Here is a 22,536-nt window from a genome sequence, read left to right as displayed (position 1 = left end):
GTCTCCGTAATTCCTAACTATGGTTGTTTGACAAATCAGCCAAGGTCATGCCGCGCGGGTATTCTCACCGCTTCCTGCACGTCATAACCAGTTCCCTCTGGCCCTTCAGGTTGGATTCCATCACTTCCTCGACGCAGCCCAGGAACTCGAGGATGCAGGGGACCCGGAGCGAATAATAGCAGTTTGTCCCCGATTTCCGGTGCTCCACGATGCCCGCGTTATCTAGCACGGAAAGGTGCTTGGAGACCGTCGAGGTGTCGAACCCGAGCATGTCGGTGAGCTCGCAGACGCAGCGCTCTCCCCTCTTGAGCTCCTCCACGATGAACAGGCGTGCGGGGTGCGCCACGGCCTTGATTATACGCGCGCGGGCCTCGAGTGACGCCCATTTTTTCGTGTCCACTATTGTCTCCGGTCAATGTTTCTTATTTGGCAATATAGCCAAGGATGTAAATTATTCAAGCTTTTTTTAGCTGTGTGGAAAAAATTCACTCGTGGAAACTTTACGGAATGGGAGATGACTCTCCCTTTCTTTGAAGCTTCCTCAAGGCACGGCATCGAGCGCGCCGGAGAGGTCCGCGATGATGTCCTCCGCGTCCTCGATCCCGACCGACAGGCGGAATACGCCGTCCCCCATGATCGCGCGGTACTTCGCCTTCTGCGCGTCGTTCATCACGCCCCAGTCCGCGAAGAAGAAATCCGTGGGCATGTAGTAGATGAGGCTCTGGTCGTGCCCCAACGACACGGCGTACGTTATGAGCCGCAGGTTTTTCAGGAATTCGAAGTGCGCGTTCATGTCCGCCTTCAAGTTAAAGTTGAGCATCCCGCTGTAGCCCTTCATCTGCCTCTTCGCGACCTCGTGGCCGGGGTGGCTTTCAAGGCCGGGGTAGCGGACCGATAACACCTTCGGGTGGGAGGCGAGGAATTCCGCGACCCGCTGCCCGTTTTCGCAGTGACGCTCCATGCGCATGGGCAGGGTTACCGAGCCGCGCATGATGAGCCACGCGTTGAAGGGGCTCGCGCACGCGCCCATGTGCACGATCCCGTACTCGCGCACCTCGGTCATGAGCTTCCGGGGGCCGATAATCGCGCCCCCGAGCGCGTCGCCGTGCCCGTTGATGAACTTGGTCGCGCTGTGGATGACGACGTCGGCGCCAAGATCAAGGGGCTTCTGGGTGACCAAGCCCGACCAGGTGCTGTCGACGGCGAGCATGGCCCCCGCGTCATGGGCGATCTTCGCGATCGCGGCGATATCGGCGACCTGGACGATGGGGTTGCCGGGGGTCTCGACGAAGACGAGCTTCGTGCCGGGGGTGACGGCCGCGCGCACGGCATCGAGGTCGCTCGTGTCGACCTGTGTCGTCTTGACGCCAAAGCGCGGAAGGTGGAAGCCGGCGAGCTTTTGCGTCCCCGTGTAGCAGATCTCGCTCGCGACCAGGCGGTCCCCGGCGCCCAGCACCGTGAAAAGGAAGGCGCCTATCGCCCCCATGCCGCTCGCGGTCACGACGCAGTCCTCGCCGCCCTCAAGGAGCGCAAGCCGCTCCTCCAGGTAGCGCGGGGTGGGGGAGAGCTCGCGCGTATAGGTGAAATGATCGGTATCTTCTATAGAGAGGGACTTGATGAGCTCTCCAAGGTCGTGCGGCAGGGCGTAGCTGTTGGCCATGTGGATGGGGCGCCGAATCGCCTTCGTGTCGGTATCGACCCCCTCGCCCGCGTGTACGCAGCGCGTGCCCAGTTTCCATTCGGGGTTGAAGTTCGTGCTCATGGGGCCTCCTGGTTTTGATGCGTATAAATATTTATTATTTGACTTATTAACGCAACCAGAAAATAAATGAACACAGGTTCATTATGCAGCGGCGGGCCGCCGGAGGAACGGGCGCGGATCCCCGTGCGCGAGTATTCTTGTATCCCGGGAGCGCGTATGAAAAGCAGCAAGTACCAGGTGTTGAGTGAGGGCGAGATTCGCACCATCCATGAGCATTCCGTCAGGGTGCTTTCCGAGACGGGGATACGGGTCGTCGTGAAGAAGATGCGCGGGATACTGCGCGACATAGGCTGCGCGGTCGACGACGAAACGAAGATCGTGAGGTTTCCGCCGCACATCGTCGAGGAATACCGGAAGAAGGCGCCGCGCGAGTTCGTCATGTGCGGCTGCGATCCCTCCTACGAGCGCCTGATAAGCCCGGACACGCGCGTCTTCTCGGGGCTGTCCACCGCGATCAATATGTACGACCTGGAGACGGGCGAATACAGGCCCACGACCCTTAAAGACGTCGTCGACCACATCGTGCTCATCGATTACATGGACCACATCCACACCAACCAGATGGACATTTGGCCCAACGACATCCCCATGCAGACCATCCACGTGGAGACGATGCGCCAGTGGGCGCTCAACTGTAAAAAGCCCTACACGCTGGGATCCTACGGCGTATTGGCCACCACCGACATGCTGCACATCCTCTCGCTCATCATGGGCGGGATGGACAAGATTAAAACGAAGCACCCCTTCAACAACATCGTCAGCGTGCAGAGCCCGCTCTCGACGGCCCATCTCCAGATCGAGGGGCTTATGATCATGGCCCAGAACGGCCAGCCCTGCATCATGGCGCCGGAGGCCATGGCCGGGACCACCGCGCCGGTGACGCTCGCGGGGCTCCTGGTCCAGCACAACGCCGAGATTCTCGCACACATCATCATGGCGCAGGCGGTGAACGCCGGGACGCCCGTCTTCTACGGTACGGTCTCAACGATCGCCGAAATGCGTCGCGGGACGGTCGCGTTAGGCGCTATAGAAACCGGCATGATAAGCGCGGCGAGCGCGCAATTGGCCAACCACTACGGCATCCCCTGCCGGGCGGTCGCCGGGTGCACGGAGTCGAAGACCATGGACGTCCAGTGCGGCATCGAGCGCTCGCAGTCGATCATGCTCGCGGCGATGGGCGGGGCGAATTATATCACCTGCGTGGGCACGTTTGAGTCCTCCACCGCGGCGGCGCACGAGCTTACCGTGATCGACAACGAGATCATCGGCATGACGGAGCGGGCCCTGCGCGGGATCGAGGTGAACGAAAACTCGATGGCCCTGGACGTGATCCAGGCCGTGGGCCCCGACGGGAACTACCTGATGCAGGAGCACACGCAGAAGAATTTCCGCTCCGAACATTTCATCCCGAAGCTCGCGGACAGGGACAAACGCGACATCTGGGAAAAGGGCGGGAAAAAGGACATGCTCGTGCGCGCGCGCGACGAAGCGAAAAAGATCCTCGCGAAACACAAGCTGAAAGACATCGATACAAAGCTCGCGAAGGAGCTGGACGACTTCGTGAAGTCGGTCGCCGCGCGCTCCCTGGACGACTTCTACAATGCCGAGTGGGAATCATGAGTGCCGGTGCGGACAAACGCTTTACGGAAAGGGAGATGAGGAGATAAAAGATTAACGGCGATGGAAGAGATGGAGGAAAGGGTTGCCGTGGGAGGCGCGGATTCGAATCCGCGCCTCCCACGGCCTTTCTCCTCCCCCTCGATGGGGGAGGCCGGGTGGGGGTGGAAAGCGCTCATCGGCTTATGATCACTTTTCACCCTCCCCTATCCCCTCCCATCGAGGGAGGGGCATCAGCTCAGGAGGAACGACATGGCAAATGAAATACTGGCAAAACTGGAAGACGCGATCGTCGAGATGAAGGCGGACGAGACCCAGGCCCTCACGCGTGAGGCGATGCAGGCGGGTGTTACCGCGCTCGACATACTGAACAAGGGGCTCCTCTCTGCGCTCGAACGGGTGGGCGTGCTCTTCCGCGACGGTGACTACTTCCTTCCCGACGTGCTCATGTGTGTGAAGGCGTACAACAACGCCTACGCGCTCCTGGACGCCGAGCTCAAGAAGGGCGCGTACAAGTCGCGGGGAACGGTGATGCTCGGTACGGTTCACGGCGACATTCACGAAATTGGGAAGAACATTCTGCTTGCCCTCCTGCAGGGCAACGGGTATACCGTGGTGGACATAGGCGTGGACATCAAGTCCGAGGTATTCCTCGAAAAGGCGAAGGAGGTGAAGCCCGACATCATCGGCATGTCGGCACTGTTGACCACGAGCATGCCGGCCATGAAAGAAGTGGTCGACCTCTTCGTGAAGGACGGCTCGCGCGGAAAGTACAAGATCATCGTGGGAGGCGCCCCCGTGAGCAAGAAGTTTGCCGAGGAGATCGGCGCCGACGGGTACGGGGAGGACGCACAGTCCGGTGTGGAACTTGTCGGGAAGCTGCTTGCGGGATAAAACTACGGGAGGACGCACATGAAGGGAATCTCAGTGGCGGCCGGTTCGGCGAAGCCGCTTACCCTGGGGGAAATCATCCTCTACAATATGGCGGGATTCGCATTCAATATCTACGATACGGTGCTGTACGCCTGGATACCCTTTTTCTACACCCCGCCGGACGAAAGCGGCCTGACGCGCTACATCCCGCTCGCGTGGCTCGGGATATTGCTCGCGGGCGGGAGGCTCCTGGACGCGATCAACGATCCGCTTATCGGCTACTGGAGCGACAACACGAAATCGCGCTGGGGCAGGCGCAAGCCCTACATCTTCATTTCGACCCCCTTCCTGTTCCTCTCGTTCATCTTCCTGTGGCTCCCGCCCGTGCAGGGGGAAAGCATGGTGAACGTCTGGGTTCTCGGCGCGGCGCTCTTTGTGTATTACTGGGCGTACACGGGCGTGCTCATACCCTGGTTCGCCGTTCTGCCCGAGATGAGCGACAAGAACGACGAACGTGTGAAGATCGCCTCGATAGGCGTTGCGATCGGGGTGCTCGGCGCGCTCATCGGCGGTGGACTATCGGGCCCCCTCTTTTCCTCCGTGGGCCCTTTCATGATGGGCCTCATCCTCGCGGTCCCCGCGTTCATCGCGGGCGAACTGACGCTCCTGGGCATACACGAGCGCCATGCCGCGCCGCATGAGGACGAATGGCCGGGCTTCTTCAACGTGTGCAGGCAGGTGTTCGCCGACAGGCAGTTTCTTTCCTTCGCGGCGATGATCATGTTCGTGCAGCTTACCTACCAGCTCATGCTCATGAACGTACCCTATTTCACGACGCTCATTTTAAAACGGCCCAAGGCCGACGCCTCGATCATTATGGCCGAGGTCATCATCCTGATGGCCGTGTCGGCGCCGGTATGGTACTGGTTGCTCAAGCGCTACTCAAAGAAGCGCGTCTTCCGCTTCATCATTCTTACGATGATCGCGGGATTCACGCTGAGCTACTTCATCGGCGTGACCGATATTCTGCCGCCGCTCGTGGAGGCGATGATCGTATTCCCGATCGCCGCGATCCCCATCGGGGGAATGTTCACCGCCTCGCTGGGCGTGATCGCGGACCTCTCGGACTACGACGAGCTGAAGCACGGAAAGCGGCGCGAAGCGGTGCACTACGGGATTTACGGCATCGTGCGCAAGACCGGCTGGGCGCTGTGCGCGCTCATTCTCGCGGGGGTCTTCGGCGCGTTCGGTTACAGCGCCGAGAACCCGGAGGGCGTGCGCGTCATCTGGCTCGTGTGCGCGCTCTCGTGCCTGGTGGGGCTGGTTGCGTTCATTCCCTACAGGCTGGGTGACAGCAAAGAAGAGACGAGGAAAATAATGAATCTGTAATCGCGGAACCCCGATCGCATGGCGCATAACGCGCAGGGCGCGGGGGGCCGATACACGGGAGGGACCATGAACACGCTCATCCAGAAACTTGTCGCGGAAGGGATAGTCGTCACCGACGGCTCGTGGGGCACGCAGCTTCAACAGCGGGGTCTTGCGCGCGGCGAGTGCCCGGACTCGTGGAACCTGTCGAACCCGGAAAAGGTGGGCGAGGTCGCGCGCCTCTACGTCGAGGCGGGAAGCCGCGTCATCCTCACCAACACCTTCGGCGCGAACGCCGTGGTGCTCGGAAAGTTCGGAATCGCCGATAAGGCCGCCGCGATCAACCGCGCGGGGGTGGAAATTTCGAAACACGCGGCGGGGGACCGGGCGTACGTCTTCGCGTCGATGGGCCCCTGCGGCAAGATGCTCGTGAGCGGCGACATCACCCCGGACGCGCTGCGTGAAGTCTTCACCGACCAGTCCCGCGCGCTCGCCGCCGCGGGCGCCGACGGCATCGTGGTCGAGACCATGATGGATGTGGAAGAGGCGCGCATCGCGGTGGAGGCCGCGAAGGCGACCGGGCTCCCGGTCGTTGCGAGCATGGTGTTCGATTCCGGCAAACAGAAGGACCGCACCATGATGGGCAACACCCCCGAGCAGGCCGTGACCGCGCTCACCGCCGCCGGCGCCGACGTGATCGGCGCGAACTGCGGGCAGGGGATCGAGGGCTTCATTCCCATCTGCACGCGCATGCGCGCGGCCACGGGCGTACCGCTCTGGATGAAGCCCAACGCCGGGCTCCCCGAGCTCGTGGACGGCCAGGTCGTGTATCGGACCACCCCTTCTGAATTCGCAAAATTCGTTCCGGAGCTTATTCGGGCGGGCGCGGGTTTTCTGGGCGGATGCTGCGGGACCAGCAGGGAGTTCGTGGAGGCGATCAGGAGGACGGTGAGCGTGTGAAGCGGAAACTCACTTCACCGGCAGCACCGCCGGGTCGATCGTATCCACTGTTTTTAAATCATTCTTGTCGAGCACGAGAATCTTCTTGTCGTGACGGTTTATGTAGATGTAGTCCTGGAAAAAGCTGATAAAGGTTTCTTTGCTCACCCGCTCCGTCGATCTCGCGACACGCTTAAGCGCGCCGTCGTACCTTCCCAGGTAGTACTCGCCCTTGTCGATCATGACCACGTAGACGCTGCCCTCGCGGACCTCGACGAAGCTTCTCCAGAACACGTCGTCGGTGCCGGTCGATTTCGCGGCGAGCGTTTCGCGGTCGAGTAGCACCAGGCGGTGCTCCCCCTTGTGGCTGCCCGCATGGGCGATCACGGCGATCCCCTCGGAGAAGATGTCGTAGCGGCTGCCGCAGATATTCTTGACGGGCGACGTGAACTCCACCTTCCGCGTCGAGGCGTTGATCATGATCATCTCGTTGTTGTAATGGCCCTCTTCAAGGTATTCCTTAATTTTCAGATAATAGAGCTTGAGCGCGTAGATGCTCTTGTCGGTTTCCTTGTCGCGGAGGCTGTCCTCACGCTTGTCCAGGTCCTTTTCCTTTTTTGCGAGCTCCTTCTCTTTATCCTTTTCCCCGGTCTTTTTTACGGTCGTGTCGGTCTTTTTTTCCGGCTCTTTTTTCTTTTCGTCCTCGGTGATCTCCTTCTTTTCTTCCTCGAGCTTCTTTTCCTTTTCGGCGATCTTTTTTTCTTTCTCGGCTATGCGCTCATCCTCTTTCTTTGTCTTGTCTTCCTTGTCTTTGAGGGTTTTTTCTTCCTTTTTGGTCTCCTCCGTCTCCTTCTTTAGCTCTTTTTCCTTTTCTTCAACTTCCTTTTTCTTCTTCTCGCGCTCCTGCTCGTCTTTAATCGCGGGAATCTTTTTCTTCTCCTCCTCGATCTTTTTGCGCTCAGTTTCCTCCGCCTTCTTCTCCTTCTCGAGACGGTCGCGCTCCTCCTTCAGCTTCTTTTCGGATTCGTCCTGTTTTTTCTTCTCTTCCTTAAGCTTTTCCTTTTCGTCCTCTATGACCTTTTTCTTGATGTCGACCAGGTCTTTTCGCTCGTCGATGTTTTTGTCATCCTTGCGGACGAGCTCCTTCACTTTTTCATCGGATATTACATCGGCATCTATGGTGCCTATATTGCCGCGCGCGGCGTTCTCGGTGAGCGGGATGAGGAGCATGGTCTGCCCCGGCCACTCGTAATATTTCGTGGAAAGACCGGCATTCGCCGCCGTGAGGCGTTTGGTGACCACGGCCTTGTATTTCCCGCCGAAATAATCGAGCTTGCCGCGGTACACGGCATTGTAGTAGGTCGAGAAGACCGCGAGCGTCCACGCGTCCTTCGCGGAATAGGCGTACATGCCTTCCAGGTATGCGGCGATGATGAGCCTCAGGTTGTCGATATGCGTGACCCTCGCATCGGGGTCCACCGAAAAGATATCCGCGGCGAGTTTCTCGGGCTCATCCGCCGAGACGGCGCGGATGATGGAATACTTCAGGTAGTAGGGGACCTGCACGTTTGCGCCGTAGCGCGCCGCTCCGGCGGCAAGGCCGTAGCCTATGGCCTTGATCTCCATGAAGCTGTCAGGTCTCACCGCAGGCGGCACGTAGTTCTGGAAATCGATCTTCTTCCCGGACTTGAGCTCCTCGACGTCCACCTTGATCGCGTACGCGCCCGTGGCGGCGAGCGATACCAGCAGCATCAGGCATACACGCTTCATGGCAATTCCCCGTATGGTGACTGTGAATGGATAGTTCTTTTCACATAGCATGGCCGATTCGCACACGCGCTGTCAAACCAATAATAGGGAAGGGTGCGCACGGACTTTGGACGACAGCCAGTTTTTTATTGACAAAACGGGTTCGTCATTTTATCTGGACTCAGTTGTAATACATCATTACAATCTTGACGGCCGTGCACACTCGGAGGTCATCCGGCCAGGGCGGCCCGGTAGTGGGCCCGGCCCGTCATACTTTTCCCTTCCGGGAAAGGACCATCGCCGTGCACATTGTAGTTACCTATTTGCGCGCCGTTATTCCGGCGCGCCCGGTACGACCGGAAACTTGATATCATCGGGAGGGCTTCATGACGGCAGGCTATCAACAGGCGTACAACGAATCAATTTCCAACCCCGAAAAATTCTGGGGAGAGGCGGCGAAGGCCGTCACGTGGACGAAACCGCACGACACGGTGCTCGATTCCTCCCATACCCCATTCTATCGCTGGTTTGCAGGCGGCGAGCTCAACACCTGCTTCAACGCCGTGGACCGGCATGTCCAGGGCGGGCGCGCCGACCAGGCCGCGATCATCTACGACAGCCCGGTGACGGGAACCGTGAAAAAAATTTCCTACCGGGAGCTCCTGGACCAGGTGTCGGGCTTCGCGGGGGCGCTCGTCTCCCTGGGCGTGAAGAAGGGGGACACCGTCATCGTCTACATGCCCATGATCCCCGAGGCGGCGGTCGCGATGCTGGCCTGCGCGCGCATTGGCGCGGTGCACTCGGTGGTGTTCGGGGGGTTTGCGCCCAACGAGCTCGCGATCCGCATCGACGACGCGAAGCCGGTGGTCATGGTCACGGCATCGTGCGGGATAGAGGGAAAGAAGACGATCGAGTACAAGCCGCTCCTGGACAGGGCGATCGAGCTCGCCTCGCACAAGCCGAAGCATTGTATCATTTACCAGCGCCCGCAGTGCACGGCCCCGCTTATCGGCCCCCGCGATCGCGACTGGAGCGAGGCGGTGAAAAGCGCCTCCCCCGCGGACTGCGTTCCCGTGAAGGCGACGGACCCGCTCTATATCCTTTACACGTCCGGTACCACGGGTATCCCCAAGGGTGTGGTGCGCGATAACGGCGGGCACGCGGTCGCGCTCACCTGGAGCATGAAGAACATCTACGGCGTCGAACCGGGAGAGGTATTCTGGGCGGCATCGGACGTGGGCTGGGTCGTGGGACATTCCTACATCGTCTACGCACCGCTCCTGTACGGCTGCACCACGATCATGTACGAGGGCAAGCCCGTGGGCACGCCGGACCCCGGCGCCTTCTGGCGTGTAATATCGGAGCACGGCGTCAAGGTGCTCTTCACCGCGCCTACGGCGTTTCGCGCGATCAAGAAGGAAGATCCCAACGGGGAGCTCATTAAAAAATACGACCTCTCGAATTTCCGATACCTCTTCTTGGCCGGCGAACGCCTGGATCCCGATACCTATTTCTGGGCGAGCGAAAAGCTGCAGCGTCCCGTAATCGACCACTGGTGGCAGACCGAAACCGGCTGGGCGATCGCCGCGAACTGCATGGGACTCGAGGCCTTCCCGGTGAAGGCGGGCTCGCCCACCAAACCCGCGCCCGGCTACCAGGTGGAAATCCTGGACGGAGAGGGAAAGTCCCTCCCGCGCGGAACCGAGGGCGTGGTCGCGATCAAGCTGCCGCTGCCTCCGGGGACGCTTCCCACCCTCTGGAAGAATGACGACAAGTACCGCGAATCGTACCTGGAAATGTTCCCCGGCTACTATTTTACCGGGGACGGCGGTTACTACGACAAGGACGGATACATCTACATCATGGGACGCGTCGACGACGTGATCAACGTCGCGGGTCACCGGCTCTCGACCGGCGCCATGGAGGAGATCATCGCCACGCACCCCGACGTCGCCGAATGCGCCGTGGTGGGCGCCGCGGATTCCTTCAAGGGGCAGCTCCCTGTCGGTTTCGTGGTGCTCAAGGCGGGGGTCGACCGCGAGGAGAAGGCGATCCAGGTCGAGCTCGTCAAGATGGTGCGCGACCAGATCGGCGCGGTCGCCTGCTTCAAGGAGTCCATCGTCGTGAAGCGCCTCCCGAAGACGCGCTCCGGCAAGATACTGCGCGCCACCATGCGCAAGATCGCGGACGGCGAGTCGTACACGGCGCCCTCGACGATCGACGATCCGGCAGTGCTGGGCGAGATCGCGGAAGGGCTCAAGACCATTGGATATGGAACGAAGAAAGGATAAAGACGTTTTAGAATGGGGGTTATCTCCTCATCCCCTTTTCCGTAATGCACTGCCTTAAAACAGCATTCCGGAAATGGAAACATATTGACTAAAGCACACGCGCCCTGGTAAAATCGGGGCGCGTCGTTTTTCAGTGAGCGCCGTCGCGCAGCCCCCTGGAGGTTTTCGCCATGCCTTTTACGCTTCCCGTCTACGACGGGCCCGATTTTTCGAATTCGCGTTTCAAGGACCGTCCCGTCGCCGTCTTCCTCCCCGCGCCCGCCGACGGCGTGGCCCCGGAGAATTTCCATGCGACGAGCAATTTCCCGGAATATATCCAGCGTGCCCGCGGGGAATGGACGCTCCTCGATGAAAGCCGCATGGATTGCGTGGTCGTGCGGGACGGCAGTCGGTTGCACGTTCGCGAGTTCCGCACCCTTCGCAAAAATGAGGAGGTGCTCGCCGGACGCGGTGAAAACGGGGAAGACGGCATCTATGTTCACCCCTCGGGTTTCGCCGAGGAAAATGGCGAAACCGACAAGTTCCAGTTTCGCACCCGCGCCACGCGCGAAACCCCGTTCAGCCGCGATTATGATTTTCTCTACGAACTCCTGCGCTACGAGCGGGAGCACGGATTCGTCACCTGGGTGCTGGGGCCGGCGGTCACGTTCGACCGCGATTCGCGCGAAGCGATGGCGTCCCTCATCCGTAACGGCTATTGCCATGCGGTCATGGCCGGTAACGCCCTGGGAACGCACGACCTCGAATCCTCCATGTTCGGGACGGCGCTCGGGCAGGACATTTACACCAAGAAGAATCGTCCGCTGGGGCATTACCATCACCTGGACCTCCTCAACCGCGTGCGGTTATCCGGATCCATCGAACGCGCGGTCCGTGAAATGGGACTTTCCGGCGGCATTCTCGCCGCGTGCATGGAAAAAAACATTCCCTTCGTGCTCGCGGGATCCATTCGCGACGACGGTCCGCTCCCGGAGGTCATTACCGATACCGGCCGGAGCCAGGACGGCATGCGCGTGTTCGCACGGCGGTCCACAACGGTGATCGCGCTCGCGACCCAGCTTCACGCGATCGCATTCGGGAACATGCTTCCCTCCTATATGGTTGTGAACAGCGTGGTTCGGCCCGTGTATTTTTATATCGTCGATATATCGGAATTCGCTGTGGACAAGCTCGCGAACCGGGGAAGCTTCCAGGCGGCGGGTATCTCGACCAATGTGCAGGATTTTATTGTGAACTGCCGGCGCGCCCTGGTGTGAGACCAACGCACATACCGTCAATCGCGCGATAATTGTAATTGACCTTTTTAGCAGTGCTTCTATACTCACCGCACATATTTCCACAGGAGTAGCTTTTCATGATCGATACGAAGCTTCTTGACATTCTCGCCTGCCCCGCCTGTAAGGGCGACGTCGAATACGACGCGAAGAACGAGAAGATCATCTGCACCGAGTGCAAGCGCAAGTACCCCGTCAGGGACGGGATCCCCGTCATGCTCGTAGACGAAGCCGAGCAGGGATAGCCCGCAAGAGTGCTTTTTGCGGGCCCGCGAGTCGCATGCAACATGCGTTTTTTGAAGTTCCCGGTTAAATCTCATTGACAAAATCGCGAAAACGGGCTAATCTTTTCGGGCTATATTTTGGATCAGATTCGCCATTTTCAGCAATGTATGTGTAAGGACCAGCTATGTTCGACAGAAATTCCCCGGTAGTGAAATTCGCGGGTTACGCGATCATCGGTTTTTTCGTGCTCATCATCATCATCTCGTTCGGCATGCCCGATTTCATGTCGCGCCTCGGGGGCGACAAGTCGACGGCGGCGGTGGTGAACGGAGAGAGGCTCCATGTCATGGACTTTGTCCGTTTCCGGGACATGCGCTACGGCAACAGGCTCAAGGATGCCGACAAAAAAGAATACCAGTATATCATACTTGAAAACTTCGTGCAGTACCACATGGCCGCCCAGCTCGCCGAGAAATCCGGCATCATGGTTTCCGAGGAGCGCGTGAAGAAGTTCATACGGGAGATCCCCGGGTTCCAGGACCAGTCGGGCTCGTTCAACGGCCAGTACCTGAAGGGCTATCTCGACAGGTCGCACCAGAGCCTGCCGGAATTCTACAAGACGATCAAGATGGATATCATGAACCAGGATTTCGGGCAGATGCTGCGCTTCGGCGCGGGCGCCACCCCCGACGAGGTGCGCGCGCAGGCGGCTGTCGACTCGTCAAAGATACAGGTCCGATACTGCTACGCCGCCAATAATGAGCTTAAGGCCCGCTTCAAGGACAGGATCGCAGTGACCGAGGACGAGGTGGACGCGGAGCTCAAGAAAAACCGCACCGAGGTCAAGGACCCCAAGACCGACCGGGAGCGCATTCGCGCCTCTCTCGAAGATCGGAAGTTCGAAACCGAGAAAAAAACGATCATCGACGAGATCGAAAAGCTTGCGGTCGCGGGTAAGAGTTTCGAGACGGCAGCCGCGCTCCTCGGGGGCAGGACGATGAACTCCGCGGTGTTTAAAATAGGCGAGCCTGTGAAGGAAGAGGCCGGGAAGGGGACGCCGCTGTACGCGCTCAACGATTCGGCCGTGTTCCTCGACGACATGCTTGCGATGGGAGTGGGAAAGACCTCACGGGCCGTCAATTCCGTGGAAGGGGTTTACATCTTTACGCCCCTCCAGCGGGACGTCGCGCTCAAGGCGGTAACCGGCAAGGAAGCGGAGGCCGTCGAGAGCCGCATAATGAACGAGAAGGGCAATGCCCTCATGTCGGCAAGCATGATGGCGTTCCGAGAAAACTCGAAGATCCAGAAATACCTGAAAATGGACGATAAATAATATCCGGAGAGGGAGCCATGAACATCAACGCTGAATACGTCAATCCATTTCTCGAGGCCGCGGGAGTCGTCTTCAAGTCGGTGGTGGGAGTGGACCTCAAGCGGGGGAAGCTTGCCATCAAGGAGACGCCCTCTCCCTCGCACGAAGTCGCGATACTCATCGGGATCACCGGGTCGATCAGCGGCGAAGTCGTCTACAGCATGAACTATCCCATGGTTCACAAGATCGCAAACACCCTCGCCCCCGGACTCACGGAGCCGCAAATTCAGAACGAGTACAAGGACATCATCGGCGAGCTCGCGAACATGATCACGGGCAACGCGATGAACCTGTTCGCGGAGACGGGAAAGCGTATCGAGATGACGACGCCCACCGTGATCGACGGCAAGAATTTCACGATCACCCATATCAAGCAGACCACGCTCGCTATAACGCTCTACAGCCCGTTTGGGCAGCTCGAGATGAACGTGGCGCTCAAGTAGGGGGATTTCAGTTTTCCATTTTGAAATAGGTGGATTCGATCGCGCGCAGGTCCTTTTCAACGCGCATGAGCAGCGGTGAATTCTGGAAATTGGGCTCCTTGTCTTCGCGGGCCTTCTTGAGAAAAATCTGGTATATCCTGCGCGCGCTTTCGAGGTCCCTGAGCCCCGGGTCCTTCTCGAACACCTGTCCCATAAGGAAATAGGCGTCGTCGATAGTCTCCCTCTTCGAATAGTACTTCGCGATCTTCGTTGCGGATTCCAGCGCCTGCCCGCCCTTGCCCTCGTTCAGGTATATCGTGCCCAGGAGCAGGTACGCGTCGTCGGCGAGCTCGTGTTCGGGGAATTGCGCCGACAGCTTCACCAGGTGTTCTATGGCCGCGGGCGTGCTTCCCTTCCTGTAGCTGGTGTCCCCTATGAAATATAATGACGCCGGGTATTCGCCCCGGTCCTCCGGGACCGTGCCGAACTCCTTTATCGCCTCATCGAGCTTGCCTGCATTCAGGTGAATGCGCCCGATCCACATACTCGCCTTGTCGGTGAACTGGCTCTCGGGATACTTGGCCTTGATCTCCCGGAATTTCACGAGCGCGGCATCGTACAGGCCGGAGGTATAGAGCTGGATGCCCGTACGAAGCAAAACCTCGTCGGGGGGAAGCGGCTGGAGCTTGTCCTCGGATTTTTCTTTTTTAGCCCTGGCCGGCCTGGACTGCGCTGCGTCCACGGCGGGTTGTTTCGCGCCCGCTTTCACCTCCGGCTTCGCGTCGGCCTTCGCCGCGGGCTTTACCGTCTTCTTCTGCTCGGTCGGCGGGGCGCTCTCCTCGATGCTTCCATCGAGAATGCTTTTCACGATCGCCTCGGGACGGTCCTGGGTTTTCGCGTATCCAGGCACAACGGCGATGGTTATCGCAAGAAACAGAACGAGGGTCCTCGTCATTTCTCCACCGCCTCGCCGCTCTTGTCGATAGGCTTCATCGTGCCCGGCTGGCGGATTATGCGTTTACCCTTTTCATCCTTACCGCGCAGGGGCGCCACCTCGTCGGACCGGGAAGGCGTCTTGCGCACCGCGGGCTCTTCATCGGAATCGAGGTCGCGGATATCCCTGCCCCCCTCGGCCGCGCGGGCTTTAGGGCGTCTCGGGGCTTCGCTTTCCAGGTCGTCCTCACCGCCCATCATGCCGCGCTCCTTCTGCCGGATTATGTCCAGCTTATCGGCGGCCGCCGCGGGCATTTTTCGCGACTTCAGGTTTTTAACCGCGGGCTCGGCGCCCCGGTCATCGGTGCGGTCGATCTCGGAGAGCCTGTCGCGCGAATCGATGGACGGCCGGCGCGAGATTTTTCTCTCGGAAAACTTTGACTCGGCGAGCACGCTGTCCGCCTCAGGGTCCAGGACGTTATCGTACCTGAATTCCTTTTTGCGGGTTTTCGGGAGCTTCAGCTCCTTGATCTTGCTTCCCTCCAGCATGCCCTCGTACGTGCCCTCGTCGCGCTCCTGCAGCACGTCGAGCCTGAACACGTCGTCGGTGTGTTCCGCCAGGGGTTTTCCGGGACGCTTCGCCGCGTCCTTTCCCAGGAAGTAGCCCACGATGATCCCGCCTATCATGAGCGCCACGGTCAGCATGTAGAATGCCTGCTTGATCATGTCCGCCGTTCTGCGGTCCATGTTCGCGACAAGCCGCTCTATGGGTCCGAATACGCCCGAAAGTAATTTAGTGACTGGATTCATCGTGCCGCCGCCTGGTGCGTGTCCAATATAATGATCAGCCTGCATTTTTTCAAATTATTTCTGGTCGCGGTGCTCCCCAGGATCCTTCGCGCGTCCCTGTTGGAAATGACCGGGCAGCCGCGCACCGTTTTCAGCGCAATCGTGAAGAGCGGACGGGACCCGGCCCGCTTCATGGCCCTGGCCTCGTCCTCGGTCGTGCAATAGGAAGCAAGGCCATATTTTGTCGCGACCGCGCTGTCCACGAACTCGCGCCCGTATATCTCGACGCCCTCGTCGTTCAGGACGGACGGAAAAATCATGGGCTCCATGCCCGTTCCCCGGCAATCGATGATCAGGCCGGTGTAATCGCTCTTCAGGGGGGTGTCGTCGATAACCGGGAAGTCCGCCTGGGGAAACGGGTAGGGCAGGGCGGCCGCCACGTCTCCCACGCGGAGATTCAGCTCGCACACCGTTCCGTCGTGGGCGCGCGGGAATGTCCGGAATTTCGCACCTGACGCGAGCATCTCGGACAGCCTGGCCTGCGTAGCGTCGTCCGAGGCGATGAGGTCCTTCATGAGCGTGCGGGGATCTATCCGGATGGTCCGAATCGCGGCCATGACGTTTTCCACGCACGCCCCGCGGGCACGCCCCGCGGAATCGGACCGGGCGCGGTTCAGGGAGAGCGGGCTCCCGTCGTTCGCGTCCACCGGCTGGCCCCTGCCGTCGGTCTCGACCGAGGCGAGCGCGGAGGAGACGATCGTTCCACGGGTCCAGTTGATAACGCAGTCGCGGTACGCGGTCGTGTAATCGGCGGCCGACGCCCCCTGCGTATGTAAAACCAGGGCGGAGATGATCGCTGTCAGGGTGCGTTTCATGGTCATGGGTTTGTGGGCCGCGTGTCGGCCGGTTTTATTATCGGAAGAAATCCGGTCTTCTTTCACGATAATTCGGCCAGCCGCGCCCGGCATCGCTCCAGCATCACGGCGAGCCTGCGGGAGGCCTGGGCGATATCTGCGCTCAGCATGGCGGCCGCCTTTGCGGGGTCCATGTCGGGATGCCGCGCGAGATAGGCGTGCGTTTTGCGCAGGAACGGATTATAGAGGGGTCTGATAAAATCGTCCTCGACAAGCGCTATCGCCCCTTCGCTGCCCTCCGGGCCGGACGCCTGAGCGGCGGTCTCCTTTACGCGCCCGATCGCCTCGTCCAGGGCCGATACTATCCGCTCCCTGGTGCGGGACCCCGTCGGGACAGGGGCGCGAAGGATATCCCCGGGCGCCGGATACAGGGGCTTCATCGATTCCGCCAGGCTTCGCAGGTCCTGTTCCCGCGTGTTGCGGATGCGCGCCCCCCCCTCGGTCGCGTTGATGACCGGGAAATTGACCTTGAGCGCCGAGTCCTCGAACCAGCCCCGATACAGGTCGAAAACATAATCGGCGATCACCGTGCCGTTTCCGCCGTACGCCTCCACGCGCTTGATCCTGCGCTTCCGCACCACGCCCTGGTTGATAGAGTCCAGGTTTTGGAACCGGGAGGTTCGCGGGAGCCAGCCGTCGTTGTGATAGGTACCGCTCGCGTGGATCTCCCTTCCGGTGTAGGCGAGATCCTGGCCCACGAGGATTATGGGGCTGCATCCCAGGTTCAACAGCAGGTCGAACGCGCTGGTCGCCACCGATCCCCCCGACTGGATGTCGCCCACGGGCTCGATGTAGCGCTCGATCCAGTCCATCATGGGGGTGGGTTCGCGGCAGGTTTCTCCCGAGGGCCCGCTGAAGTACTTGGCGGTGGTGCTCACGAATACGCGCCCCGGGTAAAGGTCGGCGATGCGGGGAAAGCTCACCAGGTCGGCGACCAGGGCCGCGCCGGAATTCATGGAACCCAGGAAATGGCGGAGCGAGTGCTTCTGCGCGTCCAGGGTGATCACCATGTGCGGTGTGACGCCGCGGCGGAGGAGGACTTTAAGGGCGGTGTCGACCGCGACCACCAGGGCCCTGTCCTTCATTCCTTCGAGCAGGGACGCGTTTTTCCTGAGCGAGGGCCCGGCCGACACGATAATCCCCGGGCACCCCCGGAACCTCCCGAACAGTCCCTGCACGGTGGGCGCGGTGAATACCCGGTGCAGGTTGCTGAGGATGTTCTCGACCCATCGCTCCTCGAACTCGAAGCGTGTAAGAAGGTCGCTCAATTTCGAGGAGAGGAAGCGGGTGATGTCCCTGATCATCGCGTCATAAAACGCGGGCGCGAGACTATAGGAGGGACGATGCGTGAAGAACGCGAATCCCCTGAACGAGCCCATCTCCAGGGATTCAAGCGCCGCGGGCACCTCCTGTATCGAGCAGGCGACAAGGACGTCCTCGAAATTTTCCGGGTAATGCGTTCTCGCGAGCCGTATGACTTCGGGGGATTCCTCGATCACGATGATCCGGCAGCCGGGGTATTTCTGCGCCAGGAGCCTGACGTGATAGCCGAGCCCGGCCCCGCTCACCAGGAGTATCGTGGCCCGCTTCTTGTCGAAGGACGAGACCGCGCGCTCCGCCTCGATCATGGGATCGTAGGAAGAATGCAGGCGCACCTCGCGCCCGTTCCGCCGGGTAATTGTCTTCCAGCCGCTTGGGGTGTCGGAGAGAAAATAGTCGGCCGGTGACATCGGGTCGGCTAGAGGCTCTGCTGTTTGAGAAGCGCCTTGAGCTCCTCATGGAGGGCAGTGAAATCGGCGCTATCGATCAGGTTGTAGCGCTCAAGGATTTCCTCGTCCACGTAGGAGAACTGGTACTTGCGCGACTCGATTCCCGCGATCAGGTTGGCGAGATATACCACGCCCACGAGCTCGGCGTGGGGCTGGCTTGCAGCGAGCGGCGTGTGATGGTGCCGGATCGCCTCGATGAGGTAGGCCGGGAAGCCCCATTTCTCGGCGATGAGCGCCCCGATCTGGGCGTGGCTGATGCCTACGGAAATCTCCTCGATTACCGTCGAGGTGCGTATCTTCCTGTTCTGCACGATATCGGCGATCGAGTTCGTGAGGTTCAGGTCGGTGGAGAGCATGACGATTTTTCCCAGGTCGTGGAGGAGTCCCGCCAGGTAGGCGTTTTCCACCACCTTGCTCAGCTTGAATTTCATCGCGATGCGCCGCGCGTAAAAGGCCACCAGGTTGCAATGGTTCCATATCTGCTCGAATTTCTGGAAGCGCTTGTCCATGATGCGCCGCGCGCCGGTCGCTACGAGGACCGCGTTCAGGTTCTTGAGCCCTATCGTCATCACCGCTTCGGAAATGGTCTCGATCCTCTTGGCCGGGACGAATCCGGCGGAATTCGAAAGCTTAAGGACATCGGTCGCCAGGGCCGGGTCGCCCATGATCTTGTCCGAAATCACCTGGATGGTGGATTCCGGGTCCGCGCAAAGCTGCTGAAGCTGGAAAATATGCTCCGGGAAGGTGGGTATTCCCTGGACCTGCGCGAGCAGGCGCTTCTTGATGTCCGAGGTGACCTCCTCGGGTCTCAGGGTGCTCGGAATATTCAGCACGGTGGTCGTGGTCTTCCCGTCGGTGGTGATCGCGTAATTATCCGTCCCCACGCCCGAATTCCTGAGAAGCAGCACTACCAGGACGATGCCCAGTCCGGCGCCCTCGGTGTCGTCATATATTTCGTCGAAGGCGTCGGTGAAGTCCTCGAATTCCTTCGCCTTGTCCTGGCGCATCTGGATGCGGCTGAGCTCCACCGGGTGGATGGGCGCGTTGTTTATGACCTTCATCGCCAGGACCCCGTCGCGCTTTTCGATCTCCAGGGTCACGCGGTAATCGCTTTTCTCGAGGTCGGCGGCAATCGATTCGAACTGCCCCACCACGGCCTTCTTGAACTGGGCGACCCCCCGCGAGTATTCATCAGGGTCGTTTATATCGATGTTATTGCGCAGGAAAAAAACCCGTTTCGCGTTCGCCTTCACCGCGTTTACGAAGATCTCGCGGGTGATGGTGATGATCATGTCGAGAAGGAATATCCGGTCCGCGCGGCTCAGTAATTTTGCGAACAGGGCATTGATGAATCGGCTCACGTCCTCCGAGAAATAGGGGAAGGTGAGGGCGTAAGGCTCCCCGTTGAAAATCTTTGAGGTTATGTCCGAGGTGCGCTGCCGTGGTACGCCGTTATCTGCCGCCATATCCCGCCCATGCTCCGGTTTTCGCCTGTTCTGTTCCCGCACAGTAAATGACAAATTTCATTCCTTGTCAACATAGATTTTGGCGAGCGCGCTCAGGTCGAGTATCCGCGCCTCGGCGAGGCGCCCATCCCCGCCCCCGGGAGGCTCGAAACCCAGCAGTCTCCCGAGAACGCGCGCGGGATCCAGTGTCCGGCTCTTCGGGGCATAACGCGCGGCGATGAGCTCCCACGAACCGGGGGCGCGCGGTTCCGGGATATCCAGCCGCTCCAGGCGAAGCCTCACCCCCTCCCGCTCCAACAACGCGGTGAAGCGCCGGAGGCCCGCCCCCAGGGCGATCCGTTCATCGAGCACGCACTCATCCAGGGCAAAACGTCTCCCCAGGTATTCCGCGCAGGCGAGCGACCGCCGCCCGTCCCCGGGAACGCAGAGCGTGAGCCTCTGGGTCCCGAGCTCCCGCAGCCGCGCCTCGATCGCGCGCGCATCCTCAATGCGCTCGATCGCCCCATAGACGAGCGCACCGCCGCCCCGGGAGCTGACCAGCACCGCGTCCCTCCCGGTTGTGTAAATTTCGGGCCGCGCGGCGGGCCCCGGTGCGAGCATGAACGCAGCGATCATGAAGGCCGCGGGAACGCCCGCCCACGAGGCGGCACGCAGCCGCGCGGGGGCATACACCGGCGCGAGGAACAGGATGAAGGGGATGAGCAGCAGGGGCGAGGGCGCATCCGCAGTGTAATGCAGGCCGAGCGAAGCGATACACCGTACGAACAGGTCGTTCAGGTCGAACAGGAGTCCCACCGCCCACGCGAGGGCGCGCGCCGCGTGAAGGGACGCGAACGAGACCGCGGCGGCGGCCAGGGACAGGGCGGTGGCGGCCACGGTCAGGGGGATCGCGACGATATTGGTGAGGACCCCCGCAAGGCCCACCTCACCCATGTGGGCGAGCACGATGGGGAACACCGGCGCCTGCGCGGCAAGCGAGAGGGCCGCGGATTCCCTGAAATAGGCGTGCACGCGCGGCATCGAGGCGGCGTACAGGCGCTGCGCGCCGATAATGCCCAGCGTCGCGCCGAAGCTCATCTGGAACGAGGGGGAATAGAGCTCGTGCGGCCGGAAACCGAGTATGAGTACGGCGGAGATCCAGAGGGTGTTGAAGAGATTGCGTTCCAGGAAAAACGCGCGCTGAACGGCGTACACCGAGAACATGATGAACGCGCGCACGAGGGACACGGGCATGTCGGTGAGAAACATATAGAAGGAAAGCGTTAAAAGTGTGGCGCAGATAATGACCCGCCGCGGGACGCGCACGAGGGTGAGCAGGAAGAACGGGAGCATCGCGACAAGACCGATATTGAACCCGCTTGCGGCTATCAGGTGCAGGATCCCCGCGCGCTTGAAGTCGCTCATGGTGCGCGTATCGATGTCGCTGTCGTCGCCGAAATAGAAGGCCGAAAGCAGCGCCGCGTGCCGCTGCCCGAAGAGCTTCCGGAGGGCGCCGTCTATCCGGATCCGGAGCCGCTCGTGAAATCCCGCGGGGGCCGCCTCCAGGATCGAGTACTCGCCCGCCCCGGGGCTGGCAAGGAAACGGATTCCCGCGCGCGCCAGGGAGCGGTGATACGACGAATCAGCAATCTGCCCGCAGGTAATCTTCCGGAAGGGGGCGCGCACCTCGATCACGTCGCCCTCCCTGAGCTCCGTCCCCGGGGCGAAGACGGCCAGCGCGCGTCCCCGTGCATCGTCGCCGGGGGTTTCGAATCGCACCATCGCTTTCAGCGCGTGCCTGCCGCGGTCGACCGATTCGACGAGAAGGCGTCCGTGCTCAAACGGGAAATTATCGGCGAAGCGCAGGCCGGGCGCGAAAAAGTACAGCGCTGCAAGGGCGCCCGCGAGCGAGAATCCCGCAAGGCCCAGGGTTTTTGCGTGACGGCGGACGAGCGGCGGCCCGGCGCCGGAATCCGGTTCAGCCGGCAGTGAATTGCGCAGCACCGCGGGTGTGAGCGCGCACGCGGAAAGCATCATGACGAGGCCGCAGACGACTTCCCCGGTCCGTCCGAGCGTTATTCCGAAACCGATCAATGTTGAGGCCGCGAGAAAGAGAAGAACTATGAGGGAGGGTACGAGGGCGGCGCGGCCGATGCGCCTAAAGTCGTCCAATCTTGTACATGACGGCGAGCTTTACGCCGTAGGCCGTGGTCTTCGCTTCTTCGCCGATCCCGTAGCGGCCGAAGTTGGCGGTGATGTCGAACATGATGCGCCAGTCCCGCGCGAACGAATAGCCCGCCCCGATCGCCGCTGCGATTCCGCCGCCTCCGTCGTAGGTTTTGCTCGCGGGTCCGGTATCCATTAAGATCCCGAATCCCCCCGTCGCGAAAAAGCTTTCATTAAAAGCATAAAGGTATTTACCGAATGCGGCGGTTCTCACGTAAATTGCGGCGACCTCGGCCTTGTCGAACATTGAGTCGCGCACCTGGAGCGCGAACTCGCCGACGAAATCGTGCACGAAAATATCCAGCTGCACCCCGCCCGAGAAGTACGGGCCCGCCGCGGTCCGGGAATCCAGTACGGCATTCGTGTGGTTCCACTTATCGTAACTGACCGAGGCCAGACCGGCTTCCAGGACGGGGCCCACGTACGTGAAAAAGAGCTCTTCTTCCGCCTTCTCCTGCGCGGCGAAGGATATCCGGGGAACGAGCAGCACGAGGGCACATACGAAGGGAATGATAATGGCTGTCCGCCCCTTCCGTGCGCCGCCGGATAATTTCTCCCGGTTCATCGT

At 60.5% G+C, this 22,536-nt stretch carries 19 protein-coding genes; 9 read left to right on the top strand and 10 right to left on the bottom strand.

The features are described from left to right. Positions 1-64 precede the first annotated feature (64 nt). Together EPN93_16545 and EPN93_16540 are read right to left on the bottom strand one after the other, a co-directional pair. Positions 65-400 (bottom strand): ArsR family transcriptional regulator, encoded by a 336-nt coding sequence (locus EPN93_16545; GenBank protein ID TAL32224.1) that lies wholly within the window; start codon positions 398-400, stop codon positions 65-67. Positions 401-541: 141 nt separating this feature from the next. Next, positions 542-1,762, bottom strand: a complete 1,221-nt coding sequence (locus tag EPN93_16540; GenBank protein TAL32223.1) for a PLP-dependent transferase — start codon at positions 1,760-1,762, stop codon at positions 542-544. Positions 1,763-1,828: 66 nt separating this feature from the next. On the opposite strand from EPN93_16540, the gene EPN93_16535 reads away from it, so the two are divergent. From EPN93_16535 to EPN93_16520, 4 genes are all read left to right on the top strand, one after another. Then, on the top strand, positions 1,829-3,382 hold the full coding sequence (locus tag EPN93_16535; protein TAL32222.1) for a hypothetical protein: 1,554 nt from the start codon (positions 1,829-1,831) through the stop codon (positions 3,380-3,382). A gap of 249 nt (positions 3,383-3,631) precedes the next feature. Further along, a complete protein-coding gene (locus EPN93_16530; GenBank protein TAL32221.1) occupies positions 3,632-4,273 on the top strand; it encodes a cobalamin-binding protein in 642 nt (213 codons plus the stop codon). An 18-nt stretch (positions 4,274-4,291) separates the two neighbouring features. Then, entirely contained in the window at positions 4,292-5,641 is a 1,350-nt protein-coding gene (locus EPN93_16525) for an MFS transporter (GenBank protein ID TAL32220.1), read from the top strand. An 18-nt stretch (positions 5,642-5,659) separates the two neighbouring features. Then, entirely contained in the window at positions 5,660-6,580 is a 921-nt protein-coding gene (locus EPN93_16520) for a methionine synthase (protein TAL32219.1), read from the top strand. 9 nt (positions 6,581-6,589) lie between these two features. Here the strand turns inward: EPN93_16520 and EPN93_16515 are convergent, their stop codons facing one another. Then, a complete protein-coding gene (locus tag EPN93_16515; GenBank protein TAL32218.1) occupies positions 6,590-8,380 on the bottom strand; it encodes a hypothetical protein in 1,791 nt (596 codons plus the stop codon). A gap of 314 nt (positions 8,381-8,694) precedes the next feature. Here EPN93_16515 and EPN93_16510 point away from each other — a divergent pair, with 314 nt between their 5' ends. From EPN93_16510 to EPN93_16490, 5 genes are all read left to right on the top strand, one after another. After that, positions 8,695-10,599: a propionyl-CoA synthetase gene (locus tag EPN93_16510; protein TAL32217.1), complete on the top strand. Its 1,905-nt coding sequence runs from the start codon at positions 8,695-8,697 to the stop codon at positions 10,597-10,599. Between the two features lie 170 nt (positions 10,600-10,769). Then, positions 10,770-11,855, top strand: coding sequence for a hypothetical protein (locus tag EPN93_16505; GenBank protein TAL32216.1), 1,086 nt, complete (start codon positions 10,770-10,772; stop codon positions 11,853-11,855). Positions 11,856-11,956: 101 nt separating this feature from the next. Continuing rightward, positions 11,957-12,118, top strand: coding sequence for a Trm112 family protein (locus EPN93_16500; GenBank protein ID TAL32236.1), 162 nt, complete (start codon positions 11,957-11,959; stop codon positions 12,116-12,118). A gap of 164 nt (positions 12,119-12,282) precedes the next feature. Further along, a complete protein-coding gene (locus EPN93_16495) occupies positions 12,283-13,431 on the top strand; it encodes a hypothetical protein (GenBank protein ID TAL32215.1) in 1,149 nt (382 codons plus the stop codon). Positions 13,432-13,448: 17 nt separating this feature from the next. Next, the gene (locus tag EPN93_16490; protein ID TAL32214.1) at positions 13,449-13,913 is read left to right on the top strand and encodes a chemotaxis protein CheX; all 465 of its coding nucleotides are present in this window, start codon (positions 13,449-13,451) and stop codon (positions 13,911-13,913) included. 7 nt (positions 13,914-13,920) lie between these two features. Here EPN93_16490 and bamD read toward each other — a convergent pair whose 3' ends face one another. The 7 genes from bamD to EPN93_16455 form a co-directional block, all read right to left on the bottom strand. Further along, on the bottom strand, positions 13,921-14,847 hold the full coding sequence (gene bamD / locus EPN93_16485) for an outer membrane protein assembly factor BamD (protein TAL32213.1): 927 nt from the start codon (positions 14,845-14,847) through the stop codon (positions 13,921-13,923). Then, positions 14,844-15,635, bottom strand: a complete 792-nt coding sequence (locus EPN93_16480; GenBank protein ID TAL32212.1) for a hypothetical protein — start codon at positions 15,633-15,635, stop codon at positions 14,844-14,846. The genes bamD and EPN93_16480 overlap by 4 nt, the downstream gene beginning before the upstream one ends. After that, positions 15,632-16,489, bottom strand: a complete 858-nt coding sequence (locus tag EPN93_16475; GenBank protein ID TAL32211.1) for a hypothetical protein — start codon at positions 16,487-16,489, stop codon at positions 15,632-15,634. The genes EPN93_16480 and EPN93_16475 overlap by 4 nt, the downstream gene beginning before the upstream one ends. A gap of 62 nt (positions 16,490-16,551) precedes the next feature. Continuing rightward, on the bottom strand, positions 16,552-18,258 hold the full coding sequence (locus EPN93_16470; protein ID TAL32210.1) for a DUF115 domain-containing protein: 1,707 nt from the start codon (positions 18,256-18,258) through the stop codon (positions 16,552-16,554). A gap of 8 nt (positions 18,259-18,266) precedes the next feature. Then, the gene (locus tag EPN93_16465) at positions 18,267-19,763 is read right to left on the bottom strand and encodes an HDOD domain-containing protein (protein TAL32209.1); all 1,497 of its coding nucleotides are present in this window, start codon (positions 19,761-19,763) and stop codon (positions 18,267-18,269) included. Between the two features lie 57 nt (positions 19,764-19,820). Further along, on the bottom strand, positions 19,821-21,914 hold the full coding sequence (locus EPN93_16460) for a ComEC/Rec2 family competence protein (GenBank protein ID TAL32208.1): 2,094 nt from the start codon (positions 21,912-21,914) through the stop codon (positions 19,821-19,823). Beyond that, entirely contained in the window at positions 21,901-22,533 is a 633-nt protein-coding gene (locus EPN93_16455) for a hypothetical protein (protein ID TAL32207.1), read from the bottom strand. Before EPN93_16455 ends, EPN93_16460 begins: the two co-directional genes overlap by 14 nt. Between the last annotated feature and the right edge of the window lie 3 nt (positions 22,534-22,536).

The organism is Spirochaetota bacterium, from assembly GCA_004297825.1.
GTDB lineage: Bacteria > Spirochaetota > UBA4802 > UBA4802 > UBA5368 > FW300-bin19.
The sequence above is the reverse complement of the archived record's forward strand: the minus strand, read 5'-3'. Positions and strand labels throughout refer to the sequence as shown.

Excerpts from the sequence above, each read along its gene's own strand:
- EPN93_16540 (TAL32223.1), bottom strand. The coding sequence starts at position 1,762 with ATGAGCACGAACTTCAACCCCGAATGGAAACTGGGCACGCGCTGCGTA.
- EPN93_16535 (TAL32222.1), top strand. The coding sequence starts at position 1,829 with ATGAACACAGGTTCATTATGCAGCGGCGGGCCGCCGGAGGAACGGGCG.
- EPN93_16530 (TAL32221.1), top strand. The coding sequence starts at position 3,632 with ATGGCAAATGAAATACTGGCAAAACTGGAAGACGCGATCGTCGAGATG.
- EPN93_16525 (TAL32220.1), top strand. The coding sequence starts at position 4,292 with ATGAAGGGAATCTCAGTGGCGGCCGGTTCGGCGAAGCCGCTTACCCTG.
- EPN93_16520 (TAL32219.1), top strand. The coding sequence starts at position 5,660 with ATGGCGCATAACGCGCAGGGCGCGGGGGGCCGATACACGGGAGGGACC.
- EPN93_16515 (TAL32218.1), bottom strand. The coding sequence starts at position 8,380 with ATGCTATGTGAAAAGAACTATCCATTCACAGTCACCATACGGGGAATT.
- EPN93_16510 (TAL32217.1), top strand. The coding sequence starts at position 8,695 with ATGACGGCAGGCTATCAACAGGCGTACAACGAATCAATTTCCAACCCC.
- EPN93_16505 (TAL32216.1), top strand. The coding sequence starts at position 10,770 with ATGCCTTTTACGCTTCCCGTCTACGACGGGCCCGATTTTTCGAATTCG.
- EPN93_16495 (TAL32215.1), top strand. The coding sequence starts at position 12,283 with ATGTTCGACAGAAATTCCCCGGTAGTGAAATTCGCGGGTTACGCGATC.
- EPN93_16490 (TAL32214.1), top strand. The coding sequence starts at position 13,449 with ATGAACATCAACGCTGAATACGTCAATCCATTTCTCGAGGCCGCGGGA.
- bamD (TAL32213.1), bottom strand. The coding sequence starts at position 14,847 with ATGACGAGGACCCTCGTTCTGTTTCTTGCGATAACCATCGCCGTTGTG.
- EPN93_16480 (TAL32212.1), bottom strand. The coding sequence starts at position 15,635 with ATGAATCCAGTCACTAAATTACTTTCGGGCGTATTCGGACCCATAGAG.
- EPN93_16475 (TAL32211.1), bottom strand. The coding sequence starts at position 16,489 with ATGAAACGCACCCTGACAGCGATCATCTCCGCCCTGGTTTTACATACG.
- EPN93_16470 (TAL32210.1), bottom strand. The coding sequence starts at position 18,258 with ATGTCACCGGCCGACTATTTTCTCTCCGACACCCCAAGCGGCTGGAAG.
- EPN93_16465 (TAL32209.1), bottom strand. The coding sequence starts at position 19,763 with ATGGCGGCAGATAACGGCGTACCACGGCAGCGCACCTCGGACATAACC.
- EPN93_16455 (TAL32207.1), bottom strand. The coding sequence starts at position 22,533 with ATGAACCGGGAGAAATTATCCGGCGGCGCACGGAAGGGGCGGACAGCC.